This is a genomic window from Candidatus Protochlamydia phocaeensis (genome assembly GCF_001545115.1).
GTDB lineage: Bacteria > Chlamydiota > Chlamydiia > Chlamydiales > Parachlamydiaceae > Protochlamydia_A > Protochlamydia_A phocaeensis.
In genome coordinates this window covers 1-17,276 of record NZ_FCNU01000020.1, presented here as the reverse complement: position 1 = coordinate 17,276, position 17,276 = coordinate 1, and the positions used below count along the sequence as shown (strand labels likewise).

The following is a 17,276-nucleotide window of genomic DNA, read 5'->3' as shown; positions in this document are numbered from 1 at the left end:
CTCTTTGTAACTAAATATTTAAATTATTTCAAACATCACCCTTCCTTTTTACCGTTGCTATTTTCTCTTCTCAAAAAATCTTTCTTCGGTAAAAAGCTACGAAGATATTTTGCAAGGAACAGCGGATTACGTTGTCCAATCGCAAGGCACTACTAAGCAGGCAGCTTTGCAATGGCTCGCCAACTCATGACTCAGCTTCCTTAAAGGTAAGGCCAGCAAAGGACTTCTTCTTTGTTGGCCTTTCTCTCACGTGCTTGAATCAGTCTTGGCGTTCAAAAATAAAAGACGTTTGATTGGGTAAATAATAGTGGAATGCTTTTATCTTGCCTTGCGGGCCACCGCTAAAAATTACCTTGTTTCCCTCATCAAAATCAATCGAGCGTAAAAAGCCTTCCCATTCCGCCACAAAGGTATCTCGATTCCAATGCATGAGAGTTGCTTCTAAATCATCATGCTCGATCGCTTGATCGGTCTGTATTTTTAAATGAAGTTTGTCGTCTTTAACAGTCAATACAGCCATTCCAAAGACATCGCTGTGATATTTTCCCGCATAGCTCTCCAGGGGTAAAGCGTTAGAAAAAGATGGCGGTTCCTCTTCTTTTTTCTTTGCTTGCGCCTTATCCCTCGCGCTCTTTTGATATTGCGTATTGTAATCTTTTTCAGACCGCTTAAAGGCTAAATCAAAAAAGCGGAATCCGGCAGCCTCCGGCATGGTATTCTCGCCAAGATTACATAAAATGACGATTCCTACATTAGCTTCAGGGGAAAATCCGACAAAAGCCTTGGCGCATTCTATTTCTCCATTATGCCATATAATGGTGTAAGGTTCTTGTGGATCAATAACCCAGCCCAATGCATAAAACTGTGCCGCTTTGATGATTGTCTGTGGAGTTCTTGTCATTTGTAAATTTTTCTCGGAAATAATCTGCTTTTCGCGAAATTTTCCATTGGCTAATTGCATGGACAGCCACTTTGCCATATCTTGTACGCATGAGGTCATGCCCCCGGAAGGACCTGCTCCATCCAGATAACGAACAAGAGGAATGGCTTTCACTTTGCCTTTTGATCGCACATGGCAAGAAGTATGGTTTTCCGAGCGATTAAAATCGGCTACTTTGGCAAAAGTGCGCTGCATTCCAAGCGGATCAAGAATAGTCTTTTTGAGCGCTATGTCCCAGCTTTTTCCTGTTAATATTTTAGAAAGGCTTTCAAGTTCCAATTGCAGCGCATTTTGATAAGCAAATTGACTTCTAAAGCTTGTTTCAGGCTTGATATAGCGTAAAACATCTAAAACATAAGAAGCCTTGTAGCTCATGACAATTAAATTGGTCAAGCAGCTAGCTGGCAGGCCGCTATGCTGAGCAAATAAATCTACGATTTGAAACTGCCGGGTAACCCAAGGATCATAAAGCATAAAAGAGCGATCATAATTGACGACTTTTTCATCCCATTTAAGCAATCCTTGATCCACAAAAGCAGCAAGGACAGCCGCTCCAAAGGCTTTGGTGGTTGACGCAAGCGGAAAGAGTGTTTCGCTATCAATTGGCTGGGACGTATCCACTTCTTTTGTCCCAAATCCTTTTACATAAATGAGTTGATCGCCCTGAATAATGCCAATGGAAGCTCCTGGAATTTGCCAATCTGCCATTAACTGCCGAACATACTCTTCAAGAGGAGGAATAATTTTTGAGATTTCAACAGATGGCTGTTGAGAAGCGTCTTGACTATAAGCCCAAGTGCAAAAGGAGACACCATAAAAGATTATGCCTAAACAATAAGCAAAATAGCGCGAAAGAATAGACATAGTCATTCTCCATATCCATTGATAAATCCGAAACAAGTAGATAAAAAAAACAATTAGTATAAAATTAAATTTTATTTTAAAAGCAACTCCCCATTCTTTAGGGTTGTGATCATCAATCAAAAAGGAACATTCGTGCATGAAAAGCTACACTAAAAAAGATTTTCCCGTCTGGAATGTCCGCCGCTTTCTCGAGCCTGGCCCAATTGTCTTAGTCAGCTCGGCCTGGGAAGGCAAAGCCAATATTATGACGATGGGATGGCATATGATTATGGAAACCGATCCCTCCTTAATTGGATGTTATATTTGGACAGCCAATCATAGCTTCAATATGATTCGGAAAAGCAAAGAATGCGTTATCAATATTCCGACAATTGAAATCGCATCCAGTGTGGTAGGGATTGGCAATTGCTCAGGCCGCGATGTAAATAAATTCGAAGAATTTAACCTGACCCCTTCTCCAGGCAAAATTGTCCATGCCCCCTTGATCAAAGAATGCTATGCCAATTTTGAATGCAAGCTGATCGATTCAAGCTTAATTAAAAAATATAGCCTCTTTATCCTAGAAGTTGTAAAGGCTCACGTAGCGATCTCTCCCACGTTTCCCAAGACCATTCATTATCGAGGCGAAGGGTTGTTTATGATTTCTGGACCGACAATCAAAAAATATCGGAAATTATTCAAGCCCGAGAATCTATAAATTCTGCCTCTTCTCTGAAAGCTAGAGACACGCGCTTCTATCCTATTTGTCCTACTGATAGGATTAAAATAGGAACATAAGACATTGCTTTAATTCTGCCTTATTTGGTTATTTCAAACGATTGATTTAGAATGGCATATAACAACAAACAAAAAAGTTTATATTAAAAAAATATAAGATTTATATACACTTTTTTTTAAAATTTTCACCAAAGCAAAAAGATGAATGCTTTTAATATGATATGTTTAACCCTTTGTTTTTTATTCCGTTATCTGCCCCTACAAGGCGACACACATTATATTAGTTTGGGACGGGACTGCCAAGTGTCCTGCCAATTGGCACTTTATAATCTTCGATCAGCTGCTTACCCGTTAGATTGGATAGTGTCTCATCATTTTGAGGGAGTCATAGAAGTATTCAAAGATGATTTTAACTATTTTCTTGATCCAGCCTTTTTAGAATACAAGACGACGTATATTGAGAATACGTATTATCAATTTCTTTATAATCACTTTTTCCCTGTAGTTGGATACGTTCCAAAAGAAGATATCGTCGTTAAGGGCACTATTGTGCCTAATTATTTAGATTATCTTCCAAATGTGCAAGCCACTCAAGGCAGGCGTATTCAACGCTTAATGAACCTTCTATCCTCCAAAGAAAGAATTATTTTTATTCGCTCTCATTCTACCCCTGATGAGGCAAGAGCCTTTATGCGTATGCTAAAAGAAAAATATCCTCATCCTGATATTTTTTTAGTTGTGGTGCATGAAAGAAAAGACCTGATTGGAGATTGGCATATTCCGAATGTATTGAATTTTTATGCAAGTCAAAAGAGTGGCTTTGCAGACTGGTGGGAAGCTAGCGAATGGGCAAAGATTTTTTCCCACATTCAAGATTGGCTGAACAATCAGGCAGTCTTATACACCCCATAAAATAGCTTTTATAACAGATTTTGAGAGGGGTTCTTAAAACCTCCATTCTAAGCCATTAGCAATTTTAAGAACGCCTCTAAGAGACAGGTTTCTAAGTTACAGCCTCAGATTGATAAGCTGCCAATACATTTTTAGCAATGGCATCTGAAGCGGCCTGCTGGTTGGGATCATAGTTCCATAAAAAAGTGCTATAGCCTTTTTGTGCAGCCCAAGCGGCAAAAGCGGTTGTGTCGTAAGCGCCGGATGCAGGATCCATTCCTACAGTGATTTGAGCAGGATCTAAATTGTAGTTGCTCTTAAGCCAGTCAGCCCACCCTGTAACCCATCCCTGTTCATCTGAAAGAGAGTTAAAATAGGCCATAATATTGACGCGATCGACGCCGCTTGTCGGCTGATTTGTCGTTGGATTGGAATAAATGGCCGCATTCATAATATTTTGAACAATGCCTTGCCAGGGAAAATTAGGCCCAAAACCGGCATTCGTATCGAGGCTGGTTTGGAAATTGGGGTTGATCATTTTAAATTCTTTAATCAAAGTCCCAACAAGGGCTTGCTGGTCAGGATGGTCTGTTGCCGAAGTAAACTTTTCGCAATCGAAGTCTACCCCGCTTATTCCATTAGACGTGCAAAAATTGGCAAGAGCTTGGGCAAAGCTTTGGACATTATTACTTGTCAGAACATCCCATGTATTGTCATAAGAGCCCCCGCTTCCTCCGATCGAAATATTTACCGTTATCCCTTGGGCTTTGCATCCCTGTATAAAAGCTGCAAAAGTCGCCGGATTTTGAGACAAAGTACCGAAGCCTCCAATCACGGGCTTGCCGCTTGAATCAAGGCTCATGTTACCGACAAAAACATCGACGGCATTCACGCCTTGCGGAATGGGATAATTGTAACTTGTCCAATCTAAGTACCAAACTCCATTTTGAATGCTCATTGCAGAAGGCGCGGGCGCGACATCAACTGGTGTAACCGGAGTCACAGGAGTAACCGGAGGCGTGTCAGGCGGAGTCACAGGAGGCGAAGTCGGGACAGTGGCATTCATAGCTGCATTATAGACCTGCGTGACTTGCTCTTCAATAGAGGCGACGGCGCTCACGAAGCTCGCCAAAGTCGCGCTTGAACTATTGTATTGATTCTTATAAATAGGAGCTAACTGCTGCTGAAGGGCCTGCAGTTGGGCACGATCTTGCTGTACGCTTGCCAAGGTGCGCTGTTCATAAGGAAGGGCATCGATATCCCGGATTTTTGTATTGATATCGTTATAATAGCTTAAATATTGCTGATAAATTTGATCCGCATCGGGACTCCTTTGAGTAGCTGTATAAACGGAAATGGGAGAAGACGAGGAATCTGTGGGCGGCGAAGTGACCGGCGGTGACGTCGTTTGACTCGTGACTGAATTGTAAATTTCAAGCACTTGAGATTCAATCGATGCCGCATCGCCAATAAACGAGGCAAGGCTTGCGCTTGAACTGTTATACTCTTTTGTATAAAGGGGATATAATTGCTGCTGCAGATCGAGAAGCTTACTTCTAGCCTCTTGAGTATCGGCTGTTTGCGGCATTTGATCAATGGTATGAATTTTCGTATTGATATCGGCATAATAAGCCAAATATTGCTGATAAATTTGATCAGCTTCAGGGCTTCTGCCTGAAAGAGGAGAAATAGAAGACATAACCCACCTCTTTTAAATAAACGTGTCCATTTAATAATTATACAATTCAAAAATTTATTTAACAAATAAACTCTAAAAGACTTCTCAATCTAAAACATCTAACTTCGCCACTCCTTTAAATCTTTTTTCTTTCTCTATCCTTTAGAACTGGGCAAGTGGATGCCTATCGAACTTTTGATTGGGAAAAATTACAGAGAGATTTAAAGTATGGGGATTCTATTAAGCAAATATGAATTGAACTGAAGAGGTGTTATGGCGATTGTTGAAAAAATCAATGAAGGCATCAAAGAAGCCATGAAAAGTAGAGACCAAATTAGACTCGATACTTTGCGCATGCTTAAATCTAAAATTTTGGCTGTCGATGCACGAGGCAATCTGCCCGACGGAGAAGTGATCAAGCTTTTTAAAACTTATTCGGGCAACCTGCAGGAAGCCCTGGATCAGGCAAAAGCCGTAAATCGCCCTGAAAGCGCCGAACGGTTAAAAAAAGAATTAGAAATTGTTCAAGAGTTTTTGCCCAAGACACCTTCGCCAGAAGAAACCAAAAAGCTTGTTGAGCAAGCCATTGTCGAATCAGGAGCGAAGACTAAAAAAGATGTCGGACTAGTCATGAAAAGCATTATGAAGCTTAATAACACCGTTGATGGAAAGTTAGCTAAAGAACTGGCTGATCAATTGCTGGCTGATTAACTCAAATGCTTGCTGCCGAATGACTGCGTTAAATTAGAGAAGCCAATCCTTGTCCCTAATTTTTAATGCGGCTAATTGTCTCTTACCCGATTGAATCTAGTGAAGAAGAAGGTCCTTGCTGCATCTTTTCTTCCTCTGAGCGAAAGCAAGTATTTGGAATAAAGGAATACAGGCCCCTATCAAGCCAGGGTTCTGTATTCCCCTCCTCGACTAATTTTTTGAGAAAATCTCTTCTTTCTTTTCTACGAAACGGCTACCATCATAGAATAGCTGAATCCTAGCAATCAATCCCTCCCGAAAACTTAACAGTGAAGCACCGGGAAAATCTTTGGCTATCCCGGGAACATCTACCTCATAGACGATCATGGCTTGGTCTCCGGCGCCAAATTTAGCTCGTATGGCAAGAGATTTAAAAGTCTGCATAAAACGGCTAGTCGCTTCAATGACCGAGCCTTTCCCCTTTAAAGTTGCCAAAGGGCCGTAGAATTCCACATCAGGATGCAAATACTTTTGGAATTCTGCATTCTTTTCTCCAATTAACTTGTAATAGTCTTCAGCTTGCGCTTCATGATTTGCTTCCACACTCCCCTCCTCGTTAATTTTTGACAGCTGCTATTGAATATAGTATTGTCTATTCAACAGTAAATACAATATAGCGAACAATATTGATTATAGCAAACTATATCCAAAATGAAAGAAGAGAAAAAAAGATCTTATTATTCCGAAAACAGGGATGCGCAGGCAGCACAGACGAGATGCCACATTCTGAAAGCTGCCAAAAGACTCTTTCAGACTGAGGGATTCGACCGTGTCACAATAAACAAGCTTGCTCAAGCGGCTGAAGTGTCCATGCCGACTATTTATGCCATATTTAAATCCAAACGAGGGATCTTGCAGTCCTTGATCGACGAAGCTTTTCCTCCCGAACAATTTGCGGCACTCATAGACAATTCTATGCAAGAAGAGTCTCCCAAAAATTGTCTGAGCCTAACGGCAAAATTGTCGCGTCAAATCTATGATGCGGAAAAAGAGTTGATGGATATTTTGCGCGGCGCTTCCGTCGTGGCGCCGGAATTTAAAGAACTCGAACAGGAAAGAGAACAACGGCGCTATAACAGGCAAGGAGAATACATCAACAAGATGATGAAAGCAAAATTTCTGGCTAAAGGATTGCCCCTCCAAAAAGCGCGGGATATTCTATGGACGCTAACAGGTCGCGACATGTACCGCATGCTTGTCGTGGAAAGAAAATGGTCATCCGATGAATATGAAGAGTGGTTAGCCCAGCTTTTAATCCACTCTTTGCTGGATATAGAACGGAAATAAATTAAAATATTTTTATTTAAGCTGTTAATAATTAATAACAATTAACAAACTTCATTATTTGAAATTTTCATATTGAGGTTTTAATATTTTTTGACTAGCTTCGGCCTAAAAAAAAGCTTAAAAAGGAGAGCTAAATATGAATGTACAGGGAACAGGAAGCCCTTATTCTCGCACTTTTTTTACAAGCAACGTAGGAAAACGCAAAGAAAGGGCTGGGCGCTTCTCTCATAGCCAAGAAGAATCAAAGCTTCATAAGAAAGTTTTTCCAGGAGAGAGAACAACGAATGCGAGATTAGAAGCGGTAAAAGAACGCTTACAACAAAAGTTGGAGAGGAAGAAACAAGAGGAAAAAGATGTTAATCTTGTCGCGTTTTTTTCTCACTTATCCCTAGCAGTCACGATTCTTAACCCTACAAAGTAGGGCTTATCGCCAATCAGCCAATGGCCCGGATTCGAAGTTATTTTCGAGTAGGGCTCATTGCTTAATGGACGACATCCCCTTATTAGAAAGCATAAGATAATAGAGTTAGCCCCTTCTCTTGCATCATGCCGGATCGGTCAGCTTTTGAAACATATAACACCACGCGTCTTCTAACTTCTTTAGTCAACTAGCTCGTTCCCAAACTCAGGTTATTAATTTTGACGGCAAATCCTTTTTAAATTAAGAATAAGCCATAGAGTACACTCAATTAAGCTAACAACTTTAGGGAGGTTATATGTGCCGCATCAAATTTTCATTTTTGTCTGGGTTACTATTGATGAGTTCTTTTCCTTTGGCCGCCAATGCGGATGGATGGGCAGGATATAGTCGTGATTATCAAAGCGAATCCATTGGCAAGCAAGCATACGAAAGAAAAGGAAATCAAGAGCTTGCACTCACCACTCTTTATGAATATCCTAATACCTCTGTCTCTTACGACAGCAGTTACGGCTATCCGATTGGCTCTTATTATGGATCCTATTACTCCACTTATCCTTCTTACTCTTATTATTCTGCTTATCCAGTCTATTCTAATCCCTATGCCAATTCTTATTATGTAAACCCTTACTATCAGTATGTGAATCCTTATTATGGATCCTATTACTACAATCCTGGCATGTACAATCCCAATACGACTTTTGTAAATCCCCCCTCTTCTCTGAATTATCCAACCGGATATCCTGGCTATTCAGAGACTTATATCTATCGATGATCGATTGCAAGGAAAGCTTTTTAGCACCTATTCAGCCTCAAGACTGGAGTGCTTCCGTATCAGCCTATCGAAAGGCGGAAAATCATTTCAATCGCGGGTGAGGCATTCAAATTTTATTAGGTAAATCTACTCGGCTATGGTAGCATCCAGTTTTCAGCAAGTTTACGTCGCAATAAAAAAGAAGGTAGATGATGCAAAGAAGACTTCAAAATAAAATCGCTCTTGTTACAGGAGGCTCTCGGGGAATAGGAGCAGCTATTGCCAGGCGTTTTGCCAAGGAAGGCTGCCATGTCGCAATCAACTTTACAGAATCCCAAGAAAAAGCCTTTTCCTTAGCAAAGGAACTTGAAAAGGAGGGAATCCAAGCTCTCGCCTTACAAGCCGATTTAGCCGATCCTTTACAGGCCGCTACCCTTGTTCAAAAAGTGGGCGAGCATTTTGGAAGAATTGATATTCTTGTCAATAATGCGGGCATCCATGCAGGAGGCGCTATTGATGCCCCTAATCTGGATATTGAAAGACTCTCCCGGCAACTAGCAATCAATGTGGGAGGGGTCTTCGCCATAACACGTGCAGCTATTCCATTCATCAAAGATGGGGGGCGCATTATCCTTATAGGTTCGGTTAACGGTGAGCGCATAACTGCTCCTGGAGGAGCGGATTATGCGGCCACAAAAGCCGCCCTTATTGGCTATACACACGGTTGGGCAAGAGATCTTGGCCCTAAAAACATCACGGTGAATCTTGTGCAGCCAGGCCCTATCGACACAGATATGAATCCAGACAATACAGAATTTGCCGAAATGATAAAAAAAGGCGTAGCTTTGGGACGTTATGGCAAACCAGAAGAAATCGCATCAGCCGTTGCCTTTCTTGCCAGCCCGGAAGCGTCGTATATGACAGGAAGCACGCTTACTGTTGACGGGGGTTTTTTAGCTTAATAGGAGATTAGTCGTGTATCTCCTTAAACTTGGAAATTCTTGAGGCGATCTTATGTTAACTTTTAATGTGGAAATGCCTAAATTGTTTGAGAGAACTTGAGAGAACAAGTATGCAAAGATCGCCGATTGTTTTATTTTTATTGAGTTTGTTATTGGGACCGTTCCTTTATTCAACGGAAGCGGAGAAAAAAGCCGAACAGAATAAGAAAGACGTCATCTTTCTTCAGCCAAACACCACTCAATTGTTTACCGAACTTTATCAAGCCTATGGCTTGCTGCATCCACCGTCCAGAACTTTTTTTGAAGACGCCCTTTATCTCGATCAGTCCACGCCAACGACCATTCTTCCGCTGCAGTTTTCCAACCAGGTCATTTTCGATCATGCGAGCGCTGTCCTTTCTCAATTCCATAAACGGGTGAATGACTTAGAGCTTTATATAGACCCCCATAAACAAAAGCCTGTCTTTTATACCGCAGCCGGATCAAAGCATTTGATTGTTGCGCTTGTCTATGCGATTGCCATGTCGGAGCCCAATAAGAAATTTGTATTTGTGGAGCAATCCCCTTTTTATTCCGGTCACCCGAATGCTGTGACAGGGATATTCAATTATCCAAACGCCCGCTTTCTTGCCTTCCATACCCCTTCTGATATTCGCGTTGAACCGGATGAAATTTTGGTAGAGTTTGTGACGTCGCCGAATAATCCGGACGGCAAATTTCGCCAGCCCTTAACAGATGCGAAGATTATTTTGGCTGATTTTGTATTTGCGTCTTCTTCTTTTGGAAATGAAGGGACCGGATATCTAGAAAAAAATATTGAATGGATCAGACAGGCACGCCTGGACGGCAAGCATGTTTTTAGCTTTAACTCTGCTTCAAAACAATTTGGAAAAACAGGCACGCGTTGCGGATACATTTGGTATCCCATGGAAGATCCCTATGCCGCTTCTATCTTTAGTAAGTTTTTCGGATTTATATCCGCCTCTACTGTAGCAGGCGGAGCAAGCGGACTTGCTGAATTTTTAGATCTTATCCAAGCTTTTTTAGACCTTCCCGATACAGGAAAAGCCCTTAGGCAAGATAGCCATAAAAGTTTAGTTAGCCGTCACGCGCTTGTGGAAAAAGAATTACTCAAAAAATATCCAGGCTCAGAGATTCTAAGCATTCCGGGAAGCCCTACCCTTTTTGCTAAAATTAAAGATGCCCGCATTCCAAGTAAAAGAGCTTCCGATGTGCTCCTTGAGGATTTAAATGTCTATGTCAATAGCGGAGACACGATGGGAGAAACAAATGAATTTGTTCGCTTGAATCTATCGGGCTATAGTCAAATTTTGGTTGAATTTCTCAATCGCCTTGCAGAAGCAAAACAATATTCTATCCAAGATGTTTTATTTACTTCTGCCGATAATTGTTCCCATCGCATCATTTCTGATGCCCTTTATTTTGCAAATCCGGGAGATTGCCTATTGGAAGTCGATGCTTCCAGAGAACCCGTTGAAGTGATATTCCCTCCCTTCATGGATTATGCCGCAAGCAAAGAAATAAAGATAAAAAAAATAGATGCCTCAGAGAATCCGGTTATGGTTAAATCCGAAAGTTTTAGCGAGGTCCTTAAAAACTCAAAGGACAGTTTAACTGTTCAATGGACCCAACCGATCAATGTGAAAGGAACCTGGAAAATCATAGATAGGAAAAAGCTAGAGCGTTCTAAAGAATAGCTCAAGCGGCTTAAACCGACCTTTATCAAAGTTTAAGCCGCTCCTATGAACGGTTAATATGATGGTTTTCTCTTAATCCATCTCTTTTGCTTCAGCCGCAAGCTCGCGCCATCTACATTCAAATGTATGTTCTGCAATCATTTCGGATGGATATTTTTGTGCTCCAATGAAATGAATTCCTTGGTATTGAATGCCTCTATTAAGCTGTTTAATCGCCATTTCTACACTCTTCAGATTATCTTCGCGGTCATCAATAAAAATGACTTTTTCCGGATAATCCTTTATTTTTTCGAGAAAAGATACGAATGCCTCTCCCTTGGGAATTATCGTTCCATTAACAAATAGGATACCATTAAGATAGGTTGAATAATGTCCTCTATAAGAAGCCAAATCATCAAATATAAGGGGTGCCGCATAAGGAGCCGCCTTAGCAAAATCAATTCCTACTTGCCGCAGGCTCTCTATTCGCCACTTTTCCATATTTGGAATCGGACCAAATTGACCGGTTAAATTAGCAGTCATAGCCATTGCCGGCACTCCCCTCTGAATAATGTCTTGTAAGAATTGAGGAATGCGCTCATCGATGAGCACAGGAGCGGAGCGAATAGTCATCAAACTCAAAAATAGCATTTGCTTATCCGCAGGGATATCTTTCATCACTTGTTTAGAAATTGCGCCGAAACGCTTCATGTTAGCCATTTGGAATGCAGGATCGCTAGGCTGAACGAGAACCATATCGACATCAAAAATAGCCAATGTCTTTGAATCTGCCTCTTTCAAATAATGAAAAACGTCTTTCATATCATCCGCTTGTGTGATTTGTGCCTGGCACGAGAAAATGCAAAGGGCCAGCAAAACTGTCAAATAAAATTTCTTCATCGTTTTATCCGTACTATTAGATCGTATCATCCATTAGGCCATGAGCCTTTCTTCGAATTGCTAGGAGAAAAATAACTTCGAATCAAGCGCTTTGTCTAATTGAAGGTATACCTGGGTTAAATTTTAGATTTTCAATATTAATAATCTGAGTTTGTTTTTTTTGCTCTTTCACCTGCGTCAAAGCTGCGAAGATGAACAATGGCAAGCGCTTTCACCTCAGTCTAAAGGGCAAAAAAAACTCAAAACTCAGTTTAATGTAAAAGCGGATTTAGAAAAAATTTAATTAATTTAATCTCGCATATAGTTAAAGTTATAATGGGTATTTATGAAGCTAAAAGATATGGTTAGCTGGCAAGGATTAATTTTGATCGTCTGCCCATCAAAAAGGGTCATGGAAAATTTCTTAACACGTCAATTTAAATGGCATAGATAAAAAAACCTGCTAGACAAATAAGCCGCGCGTGGCGCAGCTTAAGAAATCCTCTAAGACTGTCCACGACTGAAATAACTTTTTCAAATACAAAAAAATTTATACGCTCAACTTAATGAAATTGCTTACAAATGCGAATTAAGTCTTTGGGAACTCTTTTATGGTAAAAAAACCTCTCTCTTTAGATCAAGACGTGATTAATAGCCTAAAGACGGATTATGGGATTGAAGTTGCTTCGCTTAAATTCCTTTCGATAGGTGCGGATATACATGCATCGGTATATAAAGCCGAAGCTCATAATCAAAGCTCTTATTTCGTAAAACTCAGAAGCGGGCATCAACAAGATATCAGCCTTATTATTCTTACACAATTACATGAGGCCGGAATTCCACACATTATCCCTCCCATTAAAACAAGTACCGGCCAATCGAGCAGTCATGTCCGCGAGTTTACTCTAATTGTGTATCCGTTTATAGACGGACAAGATGGATTTGCTCGTAATTTAACGGATATTCAATGGATTACACTCGGAAAAACGTTGAGGCAAGTTCATGAGTTTAAAGTCCCCTCATCCGTTTTAGATCATGTAAGAAGGGAAACTTATTCCAATAAATGGCGAATGGCGGTTCGATCGCTTTATACTCATATTGAAGCTGAACCAAAGGGTGACATAATCGCTTTAAAGCTATTGGAGTCAATGAAGATGCATCGGTTAACAATTCAACGCTTGGTGGATCGATCGGAAGCCCTTAGCCAAAAAATTCAGAATCAATCACCTGAATTCGTTTTGTGTCATTCCGATATTCATGGCGGTAATGTGATCGTGGCAGATAATGGCACTATTCACATCGTGGATTGGGATGAGCCTATCCTGGCACCGAAAGAACGCGATCTTATGTTTATTGGCGGCGGCGTCGCTAATGTGTGGAATAATCCTCACGAAGTAGAGTTTTTTTATAGGGGTTACGGAAAAACTGAAATCAATAAGGACATTTTGGCCTATTATCGGCATGAACGAATCGTAGAAGATATTGCTGTATATGGCCAAAGCTTACTTTTGACAAGTGATGGGAATGATAGGGAAATCATGTACAAGCATTTCATAGCCATGTTTGAACCGCGAGGCGTCGTAGACATCGCATTCAAAACAGAGGAGCTTTAGCTCGCATCAAATTGCTCAGCATAGGCGAATTACCCTACTTATATTTTCACCCAAGCCGATGAATGAAAAGAAGCTCTAGGTCTAACGATTTGCCGGTTATACAATTATGAATTATCGAATCCAACCTTTGAATTGATTATTGAGAAGGCAACTTTCGTTTATGGATCGCATGGGTTTTGTCATTGAAATCTGTTAAGATTTCCAACTCTTTTTCATTTCCTTTAAACTCATATTCATCAGCTGCTTCATCAGAGAGAGCGCCAAAGCGATCAAAGAGGGCAACGATTAGATAGTTTATCATTTTATCGATATCCCCCTCTTTACTTTCGGACAAGAAAGATGTAGCGCTCCAAACAACGCTAGAAGGCGAACCGGGATTTTTTCTATATTTTTCAGTATCTATCACGAACACTTTTAAGTCCGCTCGATGGACATCATATGCATAGGGAATTGTTGCAATGGAGCCGGAAGATGTGGATGTTCCGCTATAGGAATTAAAGCCGGCAGCCCCATAAATACTGCCCGAGCTATAAACAGTCTGCCCGGGCTGATAGACTGGAAGGAGCGTCTGTTTTGTCTCTTTTTCCGTCTTCCATGTAAAAAGCATAAGAAACCGAGGCAACTCGTCCTTCTCTTTTGAAGAAAGATGATATCCTTTCGATGCTAGATACAGCTCAATTTTATCTTTTATTCTTTTGGTTTCAAAAGCATCCTTACAATCTGAATGTTCCGCTAAAAAAATTTCATTTTGATAAAATTCACCGCTTAGTCCAGGCGTATCGCACCTTGTTAATTTATAGACTTTCACACTCGAACAAGAAGATAATAAAAAAACAACAAGACACATTAATATTTTATTCATTCTAACTTACCAAAAATAAAGAGATGAAATAAGCGACGACTTAATAGAATTTAATAAAAAGCTCTATCTCGAATTTAAAAACGATACAGGTTAAATGATAAGTTATTTAAGCTCAATTAGAAGAGATTATTTCAAAGTGAGGGAATGCCTTTGAAACGGCTTTCACGTGTATTAAGAATTATCCAATTCTCGCATGACTCTGCAAGGATTTCCTGCAGCTATGACATTGGCTGGTATATCTTTTACGACCACACTTCCTGCTCCTATGGTGGTATTATCTCCAATTGTCACTCCGGGACAAACAATGGCTCCTCCACCTATCCAAACATTATTTCCAATATTGACAGGCAATGCCAATTCGAGCCCTTTTAATCTTTCCGATGCAAGGAGAGGATGAAAACCTGCATATAATTGCACATTAGGGCCTAAAAGAACATTATCCCCTAGAGTGACCTTTGCGCAATCTAGAATGACGCAATTAAAGTTAGCGTATAGATTTTCGCCTGCAAAAATATTGCAGCCATAATCACAATAAAAAGGCGCTTGAATATCAATCTTATCCTTAAAGCTTCCCAATAATTGCTTTAGAAAAACCTTCCTTTCCTCCATCTGTTCATAAGGAATAAGATTATACTGAGACAGCAGCGTACGCGCTTTCGCCCTTAAGCCGACAAGTTGCGGATCATAAGCATTATACAACTCGCCATTTAGCATTTTCTCTAATTCTGTCTTCATATAGGCAACGAATTTCCGAAAGTTAACTTTTGAAGCAGCTTCTAAACTCGAACAAGCAAAGTCTGAAGGCGAGGATGCCCCTCCCTTCCTCACGCTCATTGGAATTTATAGCCTTAATACAATCCATTGTTTACTGCTTTAGATCATTTTGTACCAGCTTTCTGCAAGCTATTTATAAATTAAAAATGAACGGGTTGATGCCGCACTCCCCATTGAAAATGGCTTGAAATGATGGAGATCAAAGAAGTTTAACAAATCCTATTAAAAATTATTTTAAATAAAGCATTCACGTTTGCTATCGTTGGATCTATAGCCAAAACGGATATGACAAGAAATGAAGCTAATTCAAGATTTAAGGAGACAATTATGTCGATTTTTAAAAAAGCTTATAGAAGTGTTTTTTTTCTATTTTTGCTCTGGGCACCCTCGTGTATATATAGCGCCAATTACCCACAAGCTTTTGATTACGTAGAGACTAACACTGAAAATAGTGAAAATAGGTTGGACAATCAAGATATAAGAGAATACGATTTAGTTGATAAATCGAGGAGGAAAATAGGCAAAAAGCATAAAAAGTTGGCGTATTATTTATATATAGCAGATTTTATAAGAAGTTTTATCGCAATACCAACCTCCAATGTTTCCCTTAATAGTTCAACAATAGCCTCTACCTATTTAGCAGGAAGAGCGCCGATATATAACTTACGAAATGAAAAAGTCGGCACATGTTCCGCTTCTTTTTTATGCATGCAAAATGAAGATGGCATATTTACAGATATTTCAAATTATTTATCGGTTGATAATGGCCTCATCGTTTCATGGTTCACTCCAACAACTTTAATCAATTTGGAATTAGATAGTATTATCCATTCCATGGTTACCGAATGCATAGTTATAGCATCTACAAAAATTGGCTTTAATCCTTTTTATGGAAAAAAGTTTAATATGATTGTCTCATCTGATGATCAAAAAATATATTTTAAATTGTCGGAAATACAATGAATTTAGTCTTTTAGAAGGTGTATTATTTCCCTAAGATTGAGTCTTGAAAAGAAGGGATTTAACATCATCTGCAACCACCTTAAGCTGCGCCATTCGCGTGGCTTAAAATGATGTTTACGTATTGCCCGTGGGTTTCGGCTGCGCCTCCACCCACGGCTACTGCCCATGCGCCATTCAGGCGGCTTATTTACTGTTGTGATGCTTGAATTTGGGGTGCTTTAGCTCTTTGGAAAGAGGAGAGGCCTTTTAAAATTTGTACCCAATTCCTGCACCGAATGTAAAGCCGGAAATTTGAATGTTTCTTGTATAGACGCCCGATTTTCCCGTATGAAAATGTATTTTAGCATAGGAATATTCCCCGAAAATATCGATCACAACGTGATCACATGGGACGTAATTGAAGCCCGTGTTTAAAAACAAGCCAAGCCCATTTCTTGATTTATTTTCATAGACATAGGAGGAGTGGTTGTGCTGGTGGATATAGAAATAGCGGGGTCCAATAGCGAAATAATACTGCATGCTAGGATTAATCTTGTAGACTGGTTTAAGGCCAATATTGATCGGAACCGACCATAACGACGTTTTTTGATGTCCCTTAATTGATTTGCCTGATCGATAAAAATATTCTACAGCCGCATATGCATTGAGAATCCATCTGCTCGTCAGGTTCCATAAAGGATAAGAAGCGCATAGCTGTGTATCCAATCCACCCCTATCATAGACCTTGCGCATTTTGGAATTAGAGAAAAAGAAATAACCCGTTTTGACTTCAAATAATGGCTGAGAAAAACGGCCTGGTGTGATGCCTTGCGGAAGTACGCTGCAGTATTCTTGGGTAGCCGATACTGTTGGTGAAATAGCTAGCAAGAACAAAAAAAATGCTGTGAACTTAAAGAGTCTATTTATCATTTTATGTCCTTTCATTTAGGTCTGATGACGATACGGACCGGTGAGCTTTCGTTGCCAGCTGAGTTAAATGCTGTAATGGCATAGATATAGGAAACGCCCTTTTTTCTGTTGTGATCTTCATATCTATATGTAGAGGCATCTACCATGGCAATTTTCCTTCCACTGCGATAAATAAAATAACCGCTGGTTTCAGGTGACGGACTAGGCGTCCATGTCAGTTGGTTATATAGTTCATATTCGAATCCAAAGTCATTTTTCTTTTGCTTACCTCGAAGATCTGATGGGGGTTCTAAAATACTTGGCGGCGGAGGTGGAGGT

18 protein-coding genes are annotated in these 17,276 nt (G+C 40.2%); 10 read left to right on the top strand and 8 right to left on the bottom strand.

The genetic code is table 11. The features are described 5' to 3' along the window. Positions 1-259: 259 nt before the first annotated feature. Positions 260-1,804 (bottom strand): serine hydrolase, encoded by a 1,545-nt coding sequence (locus tag BN3769_RS06735; protein ID WP_068468904.1) that lies wholly within the window; start codon positions 1,802-1,804, stop codon positions 260-262. Between the two features lie 136 nt (positions 1,805-1,940). Between BN3769_RS06735 and BN3769_RS06730 the strand changes: the two genes are divergently transcribed. Then, on the top strand, positions 1,941-2,501 hold the full coding sequence (locus BN3769_RS06730) for a flavin reductase family protein (RefSeq protein ID WP_068468902.1): 561 nt from the start codon (positions 1,941-1,943) through the stop codon (positions 2,499-2,501). Positions 2,502-2,737: 236 nt separating this feature from the next. Continuing rightward, entirely contained in the window at positions 2,738-3,433 is a 696-nt protein-coding gene (locus tag BN3769_RS06725) for a DUF1796 family putative cysteine peptidase (protein ID WP_195155562.1), read from the top strand. 91 nt (positions 3,434-3,524) lie between these two features. Here the strand turns inward: BN3769_RS06725 and BN3769_RS06720 are convergent, their stop codons facing one another. Beyond that, on the bottom strand, positions 3,525-5,111 hold the full coding sequence (locus BN3769_RS06720; protein ID WP_068468898.1) for a glycoside hydrolase family 18 protein: 1,587 nt from the start codon (positions 5,109-5,111) through the stop codon (positions 3,525-3,527). Positions 5,112-5,363: 252 nt separating this feature from the next. Here BN3769_RS06720 and BN3769_RS06715 point away from each other — a divergent pair, with 252 nt between their 5' ends. Continuing rightward, positions 5,364-5,801: a GatB/YqeY domain-containing protein gene (locus BN3769_RS06715; protein ID WP_068468896.1), complete on the top strand. Its 438-nt coding sequence runs from the start codon at positions 5,364-5,366 to the stop codon at positions 5,799-5,801. Positions 5,802-6,011: 210 nt separating this feature from the next. Here BN3769_RS06715 and BN3769_RS06710 read toward each other — a convergent pair whose 3' ends face one another. Next, on the bottom strand, positions 6,012-6,383 hold the full coding sequence (locus BN3769_RS06710; protein ID WP_068468889.1) for a nuclear transport factor 2 family protein: 372 nt from the start codon (positions 6,381-6,383) through the stop codon (positions 6,012-6,014). Between the two features lie 108 nt (positions 6,384-6,491). Here BN3769_RS06710 and BN3769_RS06705 point away from each other — a divergent pair, with 108 nt between their 5' ends. The 5 genes from BN3769_RS06705 (at position 6,492) to BN3769_RS06685 (ending at position 10,979) form a co-directional block, all read left to right on the top strand. After that, positions 6,492-7,127, top strand: a complete 636-nt coding sequence (locus BN3769_RS06705; protein WP_068468887.1) for a TetR/AcrR family transcriptional regulator — start codon at positions 6,492-6,494, stop codon at positions 7,125-7,127. A gap of 136 nt (positions 7,128-7,263) precedes the next feature. Continuing rightward, a complete protein-coding gene (locus tag BN3769_RS06700; RefSeq protein ID WP_068468885.1) occupies positions 7,264-7,548 on the top strand; it encodes a hypothetical protein in 285 nt (94 codons plus the stop codon). Positions 7,549-7,885: 337 nt separating this feature from the next. Continuing rightward, on the top strand, positions 7,886-8,320 hold the full coding sequence (locus tag BN3769_RS06695; protein ID WP_154017846.1) for a hypothetical protein: 435 nt from the start codon (positions 7,886-7,888) through the stop codon (positions 8,318-8,320). A 191-nt stretch (positions 8,321-8,511) separates the two neighbouring features. Further along, complete coding sequence (locus tag BN3769_RS06690; RefSeq protein ID WP_068468930.1) at positions 8,512-9,261, top strand: SDR family NAD(P)-dependent oxidoreductase; 750 nt, start codon at positions 8,512-8,514, stop codon at positions 9,259-9,261. Between the two features lie 110 nt (positions 9,262-9,371). Then, entirely contained in the window at positions 9,372-10,979 is a 1,608-nt protein-coding gene (locus BN3769_RS06685; protein ID WP_068468881.1) for an aminotransferase class I/II-fold pyridoxal phosphate-dependent enzyme, read from the top strand. Positions 10,980-11,051: 72 nt separating this feature from the next. Here BN3769_RS06685 and BN3769_RS06680 read toward each other — a convergent pair whose 3' ends face one another. Beyond that, positions 11,052-11,858, bottom strand: a complete 807-nt coding sequence (locus BN3769_RS06680) for a DUF2608 domain-containing protein (protein WP_068468879.1) — start codon at positions 11,856-11,858, stop codon at positions 11,052-11,054. Positions 11,859-12,448: 590 nt separating this feature from the next. On the opposite strand from BN3769_RS06680, the gene BN3769_RS06675 reads away from it, so the two are divergent. Then, positions 12,449-13,450: an aminoglycoside phosphotransferase family protein gene (locus tag BN3769_RS06675; protein ID WP_068468877.1), complete on the top strand. Its 1,002-nt coding sequence runs from the start codon at positions 12,449-12,451 to the stop codon at positions 13,448-13,450. A gap of 136 nt (positions 13,451-13,586) precedes the next feature. Here BN3769_RS06675 and BN3769_RS06670 read toward each other — a convergent pair whose 3' ends face one another. Together BN3769_RS06670 and BN3769_RS06665 are read right to left on the bottom strand one after the other, a co-directional pair. After that, on the bottom strand, positions 13,587-14,312 hold the full coding sequence (locus BN3769_RS06670) for a DUF4136 domain-containing protein (protein ID WP_079989449.1): 726 nt from the start codon (positions 14,310-14,312) through the stop codon (positions 13,587-13,589). Between the two features lie 171 nt (positions 14,313-14,483). Then, on the bottom strand, positions 14,484-15,047 hold the full coding sequence (locus BN3769_RS06665; protein ID WP_068468928.1) for a sugar O-acetyltransferase: 564 nt from the start codon (positions 15,045-15,047) through the stop codon (positions 14,484-14,486). Positions 15,048-15,413: 366 nt separating this feature from the next. On the opposite strand from BN3769_RS06665, the gene BN3769_RS06660 reads away from it, so the two are divergent. Continuing rightward, positions 15,414-16,049 (top strand): hypothetical protein, encoded by a 636-nt coding sequence (locus tag BN3769_RS06660; protein WP_068468872.1) that lies wholly within the window; start codon positions 15,414-15,416, stop codon positions 16,047-16,049. Positions 16,050-16,295: 246 nt separating this feature from the next. On the opposite strand, the gene BN3769_RS06655 is transcribed toward BN3769_RS06660, so the two are convergent. Beyond that, on the bottom strand, positions 16,296-16,958 hold the full coding sequence (locus tag BN3769_RS06655; RefSeq protein ID WP_068468870.1) for a porin family protein: 663 nt from the start codon (positions 16,956-16,958) through the stop codon (positions 16,296-16,298). An 11-nt stretch (positions 16,959-16,969) separates the two neighbouring features. Continuing rightward, on the bottom strand, positions 16,970-17,276 hold a 307-nt coding region (locus BN3769_RS15030), incomplete at its 5' end, for a hypothetical protein (protein ID WP_255354186.1).

Excerpts from the sequence above, each read along its gene's own strand:
- BN3769_RS06735 (WP_068468904.1), bottom strand. The coding sequence starts at position 1,804 with ATGTCTATTCTTTCGCGCTATTTTGCTTATTGTTTAGGCATAATCTTT.
- BN3769_RS06730 (WP_068468902.1), top strand. The coding sequence starts at position 1,941 with ATGAAAAGCTACACTAAAAAAGATTTTCCCGTCTGGAATGTCCGCCGC.
- BN3769_RS06725 (WP_195155562.1), top strand. The coding sequence starts at position 2,738 with ATGATATGTTTAACCCTTTGTTTTTTATTCCGTTATCTGCCCCTACAA.
- BN3769_RS06720 (WP_068468898.1), bottom strand. The coding sequence starts at position 5,111 with ATGTCTTCTATTTCTCCTCTTTCAGGCAGAAGCCCTGAAGCTGATCAA.
- BN3769_RS06715 (WP_068468896.1), top strand. The coding sequence starts at position 5,364 with ATGGCGATTGTTGAAAAAATCAATGAAGGCATCAAAGAAGCCATGAAA.
- BN3769_RS06705 (WP_068468887.1), top strand. The coding sequence starts at position 6,492 with ATGAAAGAAGAGAAAAAAAGATCTTATTATTCCGAAAACAGGGATGCG.
- BN3769_RS06700 (WP_068468885.1), top strand. The coding sequence starts at position 7,264 with ATGAATGTACAGGGAACAGGAAGCCCTTATTCTCGCACTTTTTTTACA.
- BN3769_RS06695 (WP_154017846.1), top strand. The coding sequence starts at position 7,886 with ATGAGTTCTTTTCCTTTGGCCGCCAATGCGGATGGATGGGCAGGATAT.
- BN3769_RS06690 (WP_068468930.1), top strand. The coding sequence starts at position 8,512 with ATGCAAAGAAGACTTCAAAATAAAATCGCTCTTGTTACAGGAGGCTCT.
- BN3769_RS06685 (WP_068468881.1), top strand. The coding sequence starts at position 9,372 with ATGCAAAGATCGCCGATTGTTTTATTTTTATTGAGTTTGTTATTGGGA.
- BN3769_RS06680 (WP_068468879.1), bottom strand. The coding sequence starts at position 11,858 with ATGAAGAAATTTTATTTGACAGTTTTGCTGGCCCTTTGCATTTTCTCG.
- BN3769_RS06675 (WP_068468877.1), top strand. The coding sequence starts at position 12,449 with ATGGTAAAAAAACCTCTCTCTTTAGATCAAGACGTGATTAATAGCCTA.
- BN3769_RS06670 (WP_079989449.1), bottom strand. The coding sequence starts at position 14,312 with ATGAATAAAATATTAATGTGTCTTGTTGTTTTTTTATTATCTTCTTGT.
- BN3769_RS06665 (WP_068468928.1), bottom strand. The coding sequence starts at position 15,047 with ATGAAGACAGAATTAGAGAAAATGCTAAATGGCGAGTTGTATAATGCT.
- BN3769_RS06660 (WP_068468872.1), top strand. The coding sequence starts at position 15,414 with ATGTCGATTTTTAAAAAAGCTTATAGAAGTGTTTTTTTTCTATTTTTG.
- BN3769_RS06655 (WP_068468870.1), bottom strand. The coding sequence starts at position 16,958 with ATGATAAATAGACTCTTTAAGTTCACAGCATTTTTTTTGTTCTTGCTA.